At 43.3% G+C, this 12,373-nt stretch carries 13 protein-coding genes; 2 read left to right on the top strand and 11 right to left on the bottom strand.

Translation table 11 applies throughout. The features are described from left to right. Positions 1-227: 227 nt before the first annotated feature. Positions 228-569 (bottom strand): single-stranded DNA-binding protein, encoded by a 342-nt coding sequence (locus IH598_08085; GenBank protein ID MBE0638464.1) that lies wholly within the window; start codon positions 567-569, stop codon positions 228-230. Between the two features lie 358 nt (positions 570-927). Between IH598_08085 and IH598_08080 the strand changes: the two genes are divergently transcribed. Both IH598_08080 and IH598_08075 read left to right on the top strand, forming a co-directional pair. Next, a complete protein-coding gene (locus IH598_08080; protein ID MBE0638463.1) occupies positions 928-1,278 on the top strand; it encodes a DUF2116 family Zn-ribbon domain-containing protein in 351 nt (116 codons plus the stop codon). Next, positions 1,253-2,449 carry a DUF4105 domain-containing protein gene (locus IH598_08075; protein ID MBE0638462.1) on the top strand — a complete coding sequence of 399 codons (1,197 nt, stop codon included), beginning with the start codon at positions 1,253-1,255 and terminating at the stop codon, positions 2,447-2,449. Before IH598_08080 ends, IH598_08075 begins: the two co-directional genes overlap by 26 nt. 58 nt (positions 2,450-2,507) lie before the next feature. Here the strand turns inward: IH598_08075 and IH598_08070 are convergent, their stop codons facing one another. From IH598_08070 to IH598_08025, 10 genes are all read right to left on the bottom strand, one after another. After that, on the bottom strand, positions 2,508-3,149 hold the full coding sequence (locus IH598_08070; GenBank protein ID MBE0638461.1) for a class I SAM-dependent methyltransferase: 642 nt from the start codon (positions 3,147-3,149) through the stop codon (positions 2,508-2,510). Positions 3,150-3,173: 24 nt separating this feature from the next. Then, positions 3,174-4,406, bottom strand: coding sequence for an insulinase family protein (locus tag IH598_08065; GenBank protein ID MBE0638460.1), 1,233 nt, complete (start codon positions 4,404-4,406; stop codon positions 3,174-3,176). A gap of 148 nt (positions 4,407-4,554) precedes the next feature. Beyond that, on the bottom strand, positions 4,555-5,661 hold the full coding sequence (locus tag IH598_08060; GenBank protein MBE0638459.1) for a Fic family protein: 1,107 nt from the start codon (positions 5,659-5,661) through the stop codon (positions 4,555-4,557). Positions 5,662-5,891: 230 nt separating this feature from the next. Then, complete coding sequence (locus IH598_08055) at positions 5,892-6,542, bottom strand: uridine kinase (protein MBE0638458.1); 651 nt, start codon at positions 6,540-6,542, stop codon at positions 5,892-5,894. Between the two features lie 17 nt (positions 6,543-6,559). Then, positions 6,560-7,204: a uridine kinase gene (locus IH598_08050; protein MBE0638457.1), complete on the bottom strand. Its 645-nt coding sequence runs from the start codon at positions 7,202-7,204 to the stop codon at positions 6,560-6,562. A 162-nt stretch (positions 7,205-7,366) separates the two neighbouring features. Further along, positions 7,367-7,510 (bottom strand): hypothetical protein, encoded by a 144-nt coding sequence (locus IH598_08045; protein ID MBE0638456.1) that lies wholly within the window; start codon positions 7,508-7,510, stop codon positions 7,367-7,369. Between the two features lie 86 nt (positions 7,511-7,596). Continuing rightward, the gene (locus IH598_08040) at positions 7,597-7,902 is read right to left on the bottom strand and encodes a type II toxin-antitoxin system RelE/ParE family toxin (protein ID MBE0638455.1); all 306 of its coding nucleotides are present in this window, start codon (positions 7,900-7,902) and stop codon (positions 7,597-7,599) included. Further along, the gene (locus IH598_08035; protein ID MBE0638454.1) at positions 7,886-8,116 is read right to left on the bottom strand and encodes an addiction module protein; all 231 of its coding nucleotides are present in this window, start codon (positions 8,114-8,116) and stop codon (positions 7,886-7,888) included. The genes IH598_08040 and IH598_08035 overlap by 17 nt, the downstream gene beginning before the upstream one ends. Positions 8,117-8,199: 83 nt before the next feature. Continuing rightward, the gene (locus tag IH598_08030; GenBank protein ID MBE0638453.1) at positions 8,200-11,340 is read right to left on the bottom strand and encodes a beta-phosphoglucomutase family hydrolase; all 3,141 of its coding nucleotides are present in this window, start codon (positions 11,338-11,340) and stop codon (positions 8,200-8,202) included. Positions 11,341-11,549: 209 nt separating this feature from the next. Continuing rightward, complete coding sequence (locus tag IH598_08025; GenBank protein MBE0638452.1) at positions 11,550-12,248, bottom strand: superoxide dismutase; 699 nt, start codon at positions 12,246-12,248, stop codon at positions 11,550-11,552. Positions 12,249-12,373: the final 125 nt, after the last annotated feature.

Raw genomic sequence — 12,373 nt, 5'->3', positions numbered from 1 at the left:
CGGATCTTCAATCCGGAGTTTACCAGTTTAAACTAAGTGGTGAAAAAGGAACATTGGTGAAGAGGGTAGTGAAGAGTTTATTATAAAGAGGCGGTCTCAAAAGTCTTCCTCATAGATTTTCAACGCTCTGTGCTAATAATCGACTTTTTAGAGAGCCTCCTAAAAATTTGGAATAAAAAAGCCCGCCAGATTGCTCCAACGGGCTTCGGTTTTCAGGGAAGTGAGGGTTAGTTGCTCTCTTTTCCGAGCATCACCAGGTCGTTTACCACGATCTGTGTGTAGAACTTGCGGTTGCCTTCTTTGTCATCGTAGGTGTTGGTTTCCAGACGGCCTTCCACTGCGATCTGTTTTCCTTTTTTCAGGTACTTCTCGGCCACTTCGGCCAGTCCGCCCCAGATGATGAGGTTGTGCCACTGGGTGTCGGTTACTTTCTCACCTTTCTCATTCTTGTAGGTTTCGCTGGTGGCCAGGGAGAAGCGGGCCATCTTGTTACCATTTGCTACTTGTTTTACTTCCGGGTCCATTCCAAGGTTCCCAATCAACTGAACACTGTTTCTTAAGCTTTTCATGACATTTAAAATTTATGGTTAAACATTAAGAAGTTCCTGCCAGAAAATATTCTGAATTTGATTTTCAACGATTTATTTACCCCGCCCTAAAGGGAGTAAATCGTTGAAAATCATTGCTCCCGGAATTTATCCCGAAACTTCGGGAGGGTTGGGGAAAACAATGATTTTCAACATTAAAAATTTTCTGGCAGGAACTAAGTAAAAAATCATGGAGCAAAGATAGGGTGGGGGATTGGGGTGATTCGGTTAATAAACATTTACTTGCGTTTGTAAACGGACTTAAGCGGGTGTAAACGTTTGTAAACGGATATTGCAAAAATGTTCTTACTTTTACAACCGTAATAAAAACCTGAATATCATGGAAAAACTATGTCCTGAATGTGGGGAAAAAATCCTTGGAAGGATTGACAAGGTTTTTTGCTCCGATCAATGTCGCAACAATTACAACAACCGACAAAACAGGGTTGAAACAAACTACATCAGAAACGTCAATAGTAAATTGCAGAAAAACAGGCGCATCCTGATGAAACTGGCCCCGGTTGGCAAAGCTACCGTACACAAGGATATGCTGCTGAAAGAGGGCTTCGATTTTAACTTCTTTACAAACATTTACACAACCAAAGCCGGTACAACCTATTTCTATTGCTACGAAATGGGCTACTTGCCAATCGAAAACAATTTTTATGTCGTTGTTAAAAAGTCTGAATAGCCTCTCCCGGCGATTAATTTTCCTGTTGGTAGCCTTCCTGTACTGTTCACCAGCTATTTTTGCACAACAACTTTCTGACCAGGCAAAAATTTCGATCCTCACCTGCGGACAGGGAGAGGATTTGTATGCTATTTTCGGCCATACCGCCATTCGCATTGTTGACCCGTTAAACAGGTTTGACAAAGTTTACAATTACGGAACATTCGATTTTAGCCAATCTCATTTTTATCTGCGGTTTTTGATGGGAAACCTCGAATATGCGCTGACGGTAACAGATTTCGATGATTTCCTGGAAGAGTACACTTCAGAAAACCGAAGTATTTATGAGCAGGTGCTCACGTTTGACACGGGATTACTCAATCGGATTTATGACTCGTTGGAAATGAATTCATTGACCGAAAACAGGGGTTACCTGTACGATTTCTTTGAGGATAACTGCACGACACGGGTACTCGGGCTGTTGTATGCTCAAGCAGGCGATCAGGGATATGATGACCTCTTCAACCACCCATCCGGTTCGACTTTTCGACAAGAGCTACGCCAATATATTCATCACGATCCATGGCTGTCGTTGGGTATTAACCTCCTTCTTGGGAAACAATCAGATATAAAAATTTCCAACTATCAAAGCTATTTTTTGCCGGCCAATCTGATGAATGGGCTGGCCAAAACCGATTGGGTAGGGGAGTCGAAGTTACTGTTTCAGGGTAAGGAAACATTTGAAAGACCTGGTGATTTTGCAGGTCCGATGGTTTTTTTCTGGCTTTTGCTTGTACTGTATGTTGCGGAGATTCTGTTATTAAAAACTACAAGGCAAACTTCCGATCGATTTGATCTGTTCATTTTTACAGTTACGGGAATTCTTGGACTTTTGTTTCTTTTTCTCCGGTTGTTCAGCGATCACCCATCGTTCCAATCGAATATGAATATTCTTTGGGCAAATCCATTGAACCTGATTTTTGTGATTGCATTGGTTTCGGGCTGGAAGAAATTAGCTACCGTTTACCTTGTTGTTTATGCTACTTTGATTTTTTTCTGCCTTGTAACCTGGAACAGGATGCCTCAGCAACTGCCACTTGATATCATGCCACTGCTGGCTTTGATGGCATTCAGAACAGTCCAGCGACTTTTTGTATTTGTGAAAAAACCGGAGAAATCACTGGTTAGTTGAAATAGCTTTAGCAACAATCAGTTGAAAACAGTCTTGTTGAGATGTTCCATTAAAAATCTCATTTTTTCCTGATCATCATCAACCCGTCCCTGAGCGTCAGCAGCAGATGTTCAACCCGCTTGTCCCGCTTGATAAAGCGGTTGAACTCAATAATCCCCTTCGTTTCATGATCGGCATGCTGTTCGTCGAGCACTTTGCCATCCCAGAAAGCATTGTCGGCCAGGATTATTCCGCCGGTTCTGACTTTTTCGAAAACAAGCTGGTAATAATTAAGGTAATTTTCCTTGTCTGCATCAATGAAAACCAAATCAAAAACTTCATCCATCCCAGGGATGACGGTCATCGCATTTCCGATATGAGAAATGATTTTGTCTTTTACTCCGGCTTTTTCAAAGTATTTCTTCCCGATGGCCACCGATTCGGGATTGCTGTCAATGGTGTGCAGCAGTCCGTCCGGAGCAAGACCCTGGGCAAGGCATATTCCGGAATAACCGGTAAATGTTCCGATTTCGAGAGTGCGACGGGGATACATCAACTGGCTGATCATTTTCAGAAACTGCCCCTGCAGATGACCTGACATCATACGTGGGTACATTGTTTTCAGGTTGGTTTCACGATAAAGCTCTTTCAGATAATCGGGCTCCTCTGAAGTATATTGTTCAGCATAGGTTTCGAAGTCAGGGTGAATGGGTTGTATCATAACAAAGATTTTGAGATGGGATTATTATGGTTGTTTGGGCAGATAAGTCAACGTGCTGAATTTATCCTGAATAAAAATTTCATTGGCCACATCCTGAAGGTCTTTTGCTGTCAGAAGGTTAATTTTTTGTTGAATTTTTTCAAATGTATCCACTTTATCAAAAAAGAGATGGCTTTTCCCGATAGAGATCATTTCGCCGACACCCGATTCGAGTGAAATAGCCAACTGGCCAATGATTTGTTGTTTGGCACGATGGAGCTGAAGTGTTCCCAGAGCTCTTTCCTTTAGCGCTTTTAATTCTTTAAAAATAAGCTGAATGGATTTGTCGAGGTAACCGTTGTCAGTTCCAATGTAAATATTAAAATACCCTGTGTCGGAGAAAGGTTGGTAGTGTGATTCGATGTTGTAACAATAACCGTAGCGTTCTCTGATATTCAGGTTGAGGCGTGTGTTCATACCGGGTCCACCCAGGATATTGTTGAGCAGTGCCAATGCAGTCCTTTTTTCATTTTTCAGGCTGTAAGCCAGGTTCCCAAGCACGCAATGCACCTGGAAATTCGACTTCGGTTCGGTTTTCGATTCGGGGGTATATTTTTCAAACATTTCCCTTTTCACTTCTGCGTTTGTCACCGGAACCCATCCAAAAAATTGTTCTGCCAGCATCACCAGTTTGTCCATCCTAATATTTCCCACCGATGATATCACCATCCTACTGGTTAGATAATTGCGCAACATAAACCGGATGATATCGTCCCGCCGAAAGCTTTTTACGGTTTCAGGACTGCCAAGAATACTTCCGCCAATGGGATGGCCTTTGAAAAGCAGTTCTTCAAATTCGTCAAAAATCAGTTCCGAAGGGGAATCCTTGTATGAGTTAATTTCATCCAGCACCACATCTTTTTCTTTTTGGATTTCCTTTTCGGGGAATGTTGAATTAAAAAGGATATCGGCGAAAAGCTCCAGTGACCGCTCGTAGTAATCTTTCAGGAATGAAGCGTAGATGAATGTTTCTTCTTTGGCGGTGTAGGCGTTCAGGTCGCCTCCGACGTTTTCGAGCCGGCTAAGGATGTGGAAAGCCTTGCGGTTTTTTGTTCCTTTAAAAATGATGTGCTCGATAAAGTGGGCAATGCCGTTTTCCTCCGGAAGTTCGTCGCGCGAACCGGCATCAATTACCACACCGCAATGGGCCACATTGCCCGAGGTTTCGCGGTGAATAACACGGATGCCGTTGGATAATTGAGCGTAGTTATAGGTCATAAGGTGTGGCGTTGTGTCTGTTTTTGTTGTTATTAAATTATGGGCTTTTTTAACATTAATTTTGGTCTATGCGCTCTGGTAATCTAAGTTTTGCTGCCTGGCACATTTGGCGATTCACAAGCACGGTACTTTTTGCAAAAGCCAGAGGTTATTCCATTTTTAAGTCGGTTAATTCGTAGTTTGCGTTTCGCCCTTTTTCATTTGTTTGCTTTAAGATGCCTTTTTCAATTAAGTCTTTGATGTCACGCAAAGCAGTATCGGTAGAGACCCTGGTCAATTTCGCCCATTTTGATGTTTGTAGTTTGCCTTCGAATCCGTCAATAAGCTTATTTAGCACTAAGCGTTGACGTTCGTTAATCGGTGTATTTTCGTGTAATTTCCAAAATCCGGATTTACGCAATATTCTTTGAGTAATGTCTTCGGTGGCGATCATAGCATTTTTCAGGCAGTTCAAAAACCATAGTATCCACTCGGTTATGTCTTTTGTACTATGTTGTACGCTTTGTAATACTTCATAATAGCGCTTACGTTCTATTAATATCTGGCCAGACAGGCTATAAAAACGTTCCCCACTACCCTCTGCCCTTGCAAGCAACATATCGCTGATGGCTCTTCCAATCCTGCCATTACCATCGTCAAAAGGGTGAATGATAATAAACCAAAAATGCGCTACGGCTGCTTTTAAAACAGGGTCAAGCGTGTTATCGTTATTGAACCAATCCAAAAACTTGTCCATTTCTGATTTTACCAGATTGGCTTTTACAGCTTCGTAATGTACTTTCTCTTTGCCCATAGCTCCCGAAACCACTTGCATTTCGCCACTTCGGTATTGTCCGGCTTCTATTTGGTAAGGTCCGCTGTACCCTGTTGGGAATAGCGCTGCGTGCCAACCAAACAATCGTTTTTCGGTTAAAGGCAAGTTGTGTCTTTGTGTGGCATCAAGCATCATTTCTACCACACCTTCTACATGACGGCTACTTGGCACCAATCCTGCGGTATTGATGCCCAGGCGTCTTGCTATTGATGAGCGTACCTGATCGTAATTCAGCAATTCGCCTTCTATTTCAGATGATTTAACTACGTCTAATGTTAAAGTAGTAAGTGTAGCTTCCTCTTTTGTAGAAAATCCAAGCGTGTTCATCTGTCCGACGATTTTTCCCTGCATTAACCGGACTTCTCCGAACAAGGTGTTTATCGCTTTATCATCCCACGAAAAGTCCGTCCAGTTATCATATTCGTAGATGTATTTTGCCATGACTAAAAATTAATTTGCGGCAAAAATACAGATTATTTACCGCATAAATGCGGTGATTATTTTCCTTTTTCACCGCAAATATTTAGGTTGTGAGTTTATGGAGGTTTTGAACTATGGTTGATTTGCCATGGGCTAATTAGTAATTATCAACCTAAACAAATCACTTTTCAATGTTTTTTGAATTGTTTTTGATAGAGAAAACCTGCAAGTTAGAGAAGACCTTTGAAATTTCAAAATCCTTTTACCACCTGAACTTCATAATCTTTGGTGATAATGATGTCAGCCATTGGTCTGAGTGACTGCACCATTTTGTGTTCCTGTCCGAGCGTTGCCCACCGGGCTTCATCCATCACCTCCTTACCGCGGGCGTCTTTGGTGTGTTTCTCTTTGGTCTCAAGATAGGTGAGATCAATAAAGATTCGCAGGTCAACATCCGGCGCTTTGATGGCGTAGAGCCCGTCAACAATGAGCATGTCCACCTCGCCAAAGTTGGTGATCAGTCGGTCAACCTGCTCGGTAACCAGATCGACACAGGGCATTTCGGACACTTCACTTTCGCGGAAGTCGGCAATATTACGGTTGATGGCCTCCCAGTCGTATTCATCAAACCCAACCACGTTTTCGATTCCGTGTTTCGAGCGCCATTCGCGTCGTTCAAGCGGATGAGTCTTGTAGTAATTGTCGGTGTGAAATGGTTTGGCAAAAATGCCCTCTTTGCGCAACAGTTTGGCTATGGCATGTACCAGCTCTGATTTCCCTGAACCAGACTCGCCTGAAATAGCAATCACCATACGGTCTTTGCGATTGGATAGCATGTGGTCCACAATAATAGCGGCTGCTGCACGGTGTTTTTCGGTAATTAGAAGAATATCTCCAAGCATTAGTTTTTGACTTTATGTTAAAGGTGAAAAAAACTTGATTCAAAATCAATGTAATAATCGGCCAGCCCTTTTGGCGAGTTTACCACCTCATGCTCGCGCTGGAGCACTTTGTAACGGTAGTCATCCAGCTTTTCTTTCCAATTGTATTGCTGGGCTTCAAAGGTTTTGTCGAAACTTTGTTCGATGAAAACTTTCAGGTCGGCATTTTCGATTTTCAGTGAATACAGCCCGTTAATAATGAGCATGTCGATACCTTTGTAATCGGTAGTCAACTCATCCACGTGCTTGGTAATGAGGTCAACGCAGGGCATTTTACAAACTTTACTTTTTTGAAAATGGTCAATGTTTTGATTCACCTTATCCCAATCGTATTCATCGTAACCAATACTGTCAATACCGTGCTTCATGCGCCATGCTCTGCGTTCCAACGGTGGAATTTTGTAAAAATCGTCCAGGTCAATGATTTTTGAGCGGGTTCCCTGATTGGTAAGCAAGCGACCCAGGACGATGGAAATGGTGGATTTTCCTGAACCTACTTCGCCCGAAATGGTGACGATCATTTTTTCTTTTGGGCTTGCGACTCTCATCTCAAGCAATTTATCGAAAACCATCTTTGCCGAGTTTTCGTGTTGGGGGGTTATGGTGATTAAATCGTGAAGCATGTTGAATAGTGTTGCAGTTTATTGGCAGGTTTAACGTAGATTAGCGTTGAATGGTTTAAGTGGTTATATTTCTTTATATTGAAACTTCGGCGCGGGTATTCGACTGACACTTTTTCATTTTAGAAATTTGGGGAAAAACTTTTCAGATCGTAAGGGAGCATTTCATCGTTTGTCGAAAATTTCTGTAAATCTTTTTTCGACCTCCTCATGTGTTAATTCCGGCTCATCTTTACGTTCCATTGCTGTCAAACGATCTTCAATATCTTCAATTAACGATTCGTACTGTTTTAGTGGCAACAGAACCATGGGTTCATGGTTTGAATGAATAGTTAATTTTTTTGTTGTTTTTGCCATATCTATGAAAGTCGTATTTGTTTCAATGTTGATCTTGATCAATCAGTCCGCTTATCCCATATTTTTGGGTTGCGGCTTGTGTGAATAACCCCCAAAATAATAATGGCCTCATTTGTCTCATTTATTTGGTAATGAATCATAAAGGGGAATTCTTTTACAAGGGCTGTATGGATTGTTTTATATCGTACCGGAAAATACTTTGGATTTCGTTGAATCAAAGAAATTGTGGACTTAATATTTTTATAAAAACTGTTTCCTAAACCATTTGAAGCATCATTGTACCATTGGATGCTTTCCTGAATATCAAGTTCAGCAAAAGAGGTAAGTTCAATTTTGTACATCATATTTTTTATCCAGTTCTTTTTTTACCTCTTCCCAATCCCGCAAAGACCCATGGTTTTCGTTAAGGTGCTTCAAACGCTCGTCGAGAATCCTTTTATGGTGTTCCGGAATGTCAAAATCATCAACAGATTCAATTTTTGCAAATCCAAGATTTCTTATCAGTTCTTTAAAAAACTCAACTTTTTGGTCGGGTATTGATATGTTGAAATTGGTCATGGCTCTATTTTTTTTCAAACGTAAAAGTAAATCATTTCTTTTATATTGATGACTGTCGTGGTGGCTGGTTTAGGAACCGACATTTAATTGACCATATCTGAAAACTTTCTCACAGCTATTTTCTCTTCACCATTCACCCAAAAAATCACTTTTTCATCTTCACCCTCGTATTTCACTTTTACCTCAGCCTGTGAAACTTCAATCTCAAAAAGATTTCCCCGCAACTTAAACTTGAATTTAATGCTGCGCCAGTGCAAAGGTAGGTTAGGGTTAATTCGGAGGTTGCCGTCACGAACATCAACTCCGGCATACGATTGCATGGCTACGAGCACCGTTCCGGCCATTACTCCGGCATGGATACCCTCGCCGGTGGTTCCACCCTGAATATCGTTGTAGTCGCTGGTGAGGGCGTCAAGATAGAGTTCCCAACTCAATTGCTTGTTTCCAATCATGTTAGCCAGTTGGGCGTGAACCACCCTCGAAAGCGTTGAACCGTGAGATGTGCGCTGCAAATAATATCCGAGGTTTTGCTTCAGGTATTCTGGTGAAAGCTGGTAACCAAGCCGTTCCAGGATGTGGGTTACCTCTTTTTCCGGCAAGTTGTAAAAGGTCATCAGTGTGTCGGCCTGCTTGGCCACTTTGTACTCGTCGGCCGATTTACCTTCGGCTTTCAGCAGACGATCCATCCGGTAAACGTTGCCGTACTTTTTGCGGAAATAATCCCAGTCCAGCTCTTTCAGTTCAAAATATCCATCATATTGCGCCAGAATATCATTCTTGATGACGATGTTCAACTGATGGGAAATTTCCTGCCAACTGGCCATCTCATCCTCAGTGAGGCCAATTCTGGATTTAATAATTTTCTGGCCGGCAGGTTCAAGTTGGTCAAGAAGGTCGAAAGCCCGTTCTAATGTCCAGGCCACCATAAGATTGGTGTATGTGTTGTCTTTCAGTCCGCCTTCGGTAGCTTCGGGATAGGTTTCGTGGAACTCGTCCGGTCCCATTACATTTTTGATCGAGTAGCGTCCGGTGGTTTCATCCTTTTTAGCTTTGGAGGCCCAGAATCGGCAGATTTCGAGGAACATCTCAGCGCCGAATTCTTTGATAAAATCTTTATCTGCGGTGATCTTAAAATATTCCCAAACATTGTAAGCCACTGCCAGCGATACGTGGCGCTGCAGCGAGCTGTAATCGTCGCCCCACTCTCCGGTGATGGGGTTGAGATGCACCACCTGCGTTTCTTCTCTACCGTCGCTGCCGCTTTGCCAGGGGAACATAGCGCCCTGGTAGCCGTATTCTTTGGCATAATCACGCGCTTGATCCAACCGCCGGTACCTATACATCAGCATGGCTTTGGCCGCTTCGGGGAAATGCATGGCGTAAAATGGCAGAATAAAAAGTTCATCCCAGAAAATATGGCCGCGGTAAGCCTCTCCGTGCAATCCGCGCGCGGTAATGCTGGCGTCAAAATCCTTGTTATGATGCGAAAATGAGACCATCAGGTGGTAAAGATGCATCCTTAACAGCTTTTGCGCAAGCCGGTCGCCGTCAATTTGTACATCAATTTTTTTCCAGATTTCTTCCCATTCGGCTTTGCTTTCATTCGCCAGCCAGTCGTACGATTCAGTCAGCATGGCTTTCACTTTGGCGTTGGCAAGGGGATTATTGCTATCGTCAGGTTTAGAAGTGTAAATGGCGGTGATTTTCTCTACCGTCAGCACATGCAATCTCTCAAGATCAGCGCTGAAAAATGATTCTACCTGGCCGGTGGTGATGATGCTTTTAATTTCAGGCTCAATGGGGTTATTTTCAAAAAAAACATTCAGCTTCACTGCCTCTGCTACTTCGATGGCCGATTGGGTGGTTTTCACTACCAGCCAGCTCAACTTTCCCTCAGCGCCGGCATCAACCGGCTGCAGGTGCTTTTGATTCAATTGCTTGTAGCGCTCCACTCCATCGTTGATGATGTTGCCGTTAAGGGTGGATTTCACTGTAATTTTTCCATGATAATTTAACGGCGAGATGCTGTATTTCATGGCAGCCAGGTGTGGGTTGTTCATCCCTGCAACCCGTTGCGACTGAATCAGGGTTTCTTTACCATGCTTATCTCTCACAGTCAGCACACGTTGCATCACACCTGTGCGGAAATCGAGGTGGCGGTAGCAGTCCAGAATTTCGGTGCTGTTTGGATCAAACCAGTCGCCGTCGTCAATTTTGAAGGTAATTTGCAGCCAGTTGGGGATGTTCACAAAATCCTCATTCTCTACATCGCGATCGCCAACTTTTGAAACCAAACGATTATAAAGTCCGGCAATATAAGTTCCAGGATAATTGACCGGATTAGCGTAGGTTTCTTCAAAAGCGCCGCGGGTTCCGAAATATCCGTTTCCTATTGTGACTAACGCCTCGCGCGAGCGCTCTTTTTTAGTGTTGTATTCAGTGTAGGTGAGCGACCAGTTGTCCTCTTCCAGGCCATTTTCAAACCACTCTTCAAGCCCTTTCAAGCCAATGTCGCCGATGTCGTTTACCACGATGTCGGCTCCGTTTTGCCGCAGTTCTTTGGCGTTGCCTTCTCTGGCAATACCCAGCACAAGCCCGAAGTTGCCGGCTTTACCTGCCTGCACTCCAGAAACTGCATCCTCCACTACTACGGCTTCATCCGGTGTTGACCCTAAGTTTTCGCAAGCTTTCAGGAATATGTCGGGAGCGGGCTTGCCATTCAAACCAATTTCAGATGAAACCACTCCATCCACCCGGGTTTCGAAGAGATCGAACAGTCCGGCTGCCTTGAGCACACCTTCACAGTTTTTGCTGGATGAAGCCACTCCCACGCGAATGTTCTTTTTTATCAATTGATGAATTAATTCGACTGTAGAAGGATAGACTTCTACGCCGTCGCGCTCCAGCACCTCGTTGAAAACCTGGTTTTTGCGGTTGCCCAGGCCACATACTGTTTCAGCCTCAGGTGGATCAGAGGGATCGCCAAACGGAATTCCGATCCCACGATGCTCCAAAAACGACTGAACACCCTGGTATCGGGGCTTGCCATCAACATAGGGCAGATAGTCGCGTTCGTGGTCAAACTCCCGAAAAGGCTTATGATGCTTGTCTGACCAACTTTTCAGGAACTCGTCAAACATTTTTTTCCAGGCGGCGCTGTGCACAAGGGCAGTCCTGGTAATGACCCCGTCAAGGTCGAAGATTACAGCGGAGAATGATTTCATTTGATGCTGAGAGTTGAGTTGTTAATGGTTACAAACTATAAAGTAGTCGTCTCGTTATTTGATTATTCAGATCATTATTTGCATAGATTGTAAAAGTGATCAACGAAAAATAACCGTATTTATCTTTATCTGTGAAAATTTCATTCAAGACATACCAATAACAACTAACCGATAACGATTAACCTATAACTTTTATCACTCTCATTCGACTATTTCACCAGCACTTCATACCTTCTGCCAACTTCTTTCCAGTTCACCACATCCCAGAAGGCGCCCATATAGCTGCCGCGCTGGTTTTGGTATTTCAGGTAGTAAGCATGTTCCCACACATCGAGACCAAGGATTGGATTTCCCCGCTGTTCAACAACATCCATCAAGGGGTTATCCTGGTTTGGGGTCGAAGAAATGAACAACTTGCCATCCGCATTCACACTTAACCACGCCCAACCACTCCCGAAACGGGTGGCGCCGGCCTGTTCGAATTGCTTTTTAAAGTCATCAAATGAACCGAAAGTTTTGTTGATGGCTTCTGCCAGTTTACCAACAGGTATTCCACCTCCGTCAGGCGACATGATACTCCAGAAAAGGGTGTGGTTGTAATGACCACCTCCATTGTTGCGCAAAACAGCAGGTGCTTTGCTGATGTTTGCAAAAATAGCCTCAAGGCTCATTCCTCCCATCTCCGAATCTTTGATGGCTTTTGAAAAATTGTTGAAATAGGCTCTGTGATGACGATCGTAATGGATTTCCATGGTCCGGGCATCAATAGATGGTTCGAGTGCGTCGTAAGCGTACGGTAGCGGGTCGAATGTGTAAGTTGCTTGCTGGCTTTCAGTTTGTGCGTAAGACACGGTGATCGAAAGCACTAAAACTGCAATGGCTGCTGCTGAAAAAATGAACTGTTTCATGATTTTGTTTTTGTTGTTAGTTAAATCGATTTTTAACTAAACAGAAAAACAGTCAAGAATGTTGACTCAAAGTGCTGTATAGGATTATTTTTTTTAATTTCTTTCAGTAGCGCCGTTATTGCATA

The organism is Bacteroidales bacterium (genome assembly GCA_014860585.1).
GTDB lineage: Bacteria > Bacteroidota > Bacteroidia > Bacteroidales > 4484-276 > RZYY01.
This window is presented reverse-complemented; position numbering and strand designations above follow the sequence as displayed.

Bases quoted from the DNA above. Each gene is read 5' to 3' on its own strand.
- IH598_08085 (MBE0638464.1), bottom strand. From the start codon at position 569: ATGAAAAGCTTAAGAAACAGTGTTCAGTTGATTGGGAACCTTGGAATG.
- IH598_08080 (MBE0638463.1), top strand. From the start codon at position 928: ATGGAAAAACTATGTCCTGAATGTGGGGAAAAAATCCTTGGAAGGATT.
- IH598_08075 (MBE0638462.1), top strand. From the start codon at position 1,253: ATGTCGTTGTTAAAAAGTCTGAATAGCCTCTCCCGGCGATTAATTTTC.
- IH598_08070 (MBE0638461.1), bottom strand. From the start codon at position 3,149: ATGATACAACCCATTCACCCTGACTTCGAAACCTATGCTGAACAATAT.
- IH598_08065 (MBE0638460.1), bottom strand. From the start codon at position 4,406: ATGACCTATAACTACGCTCAATTATCCAACGGCATCCGTGTTATTCAC.
- IH598_08060 (MBE0638459.1), bottom strand. From the start codon at position 5,661: ATGGCAAAATACATCTACGAATATGATAACTGGACGGACTTTTCGTGG.
- IH598_08055 (MBE0638458.1), bottom strand. From the start codon at position 6,542: ATGCTTGGAGATATTCTTCTAATTACCGAAAAACACCGTGCAGCAGCC.
- IH598_08050 (MBE0638457.1), bottom strand. From the start codon at position 7,204: ATGCTTCACGATTTAATCACCATAACCCCCCAACACGAAAACTCGGCA.
- IH598_08045 (MBE0638456.1), bottom strand. From the start codon at position 7,510: ATGGTTCTGTTGCCACTAAAACAGTACGAATCGTTAATTGAAGATATT.
- IH598_08040 (MBE0638455.1), bottom strand. From the start codon at position 7,902: ATGATGTACAAAATTGAACTTACCTCTTTTGCTGAACTTGATATTCAG.
- IH598_08035 (MBE0638454.1), bottom strand. From the start codon at position 8,116: ATGACCAATTTCAACATATCAATACCCGACCAAAAAGTTGAGTTTTTT.
- IH598_08030 (MBE0638453.1), bottom strand. From the start codon at position 11,340: ATGAAATCATTCTCCGCTGTAATCTTCGACCTTGACGGGGTCATTACC.
- IH598_08025 (MBE0638452.1), bottom strand. From the start codon at position 12,248: ATGAAACAGTTCATTTTTTCAGCAGCAGCCATTGCAGTTTTAGTGCTT.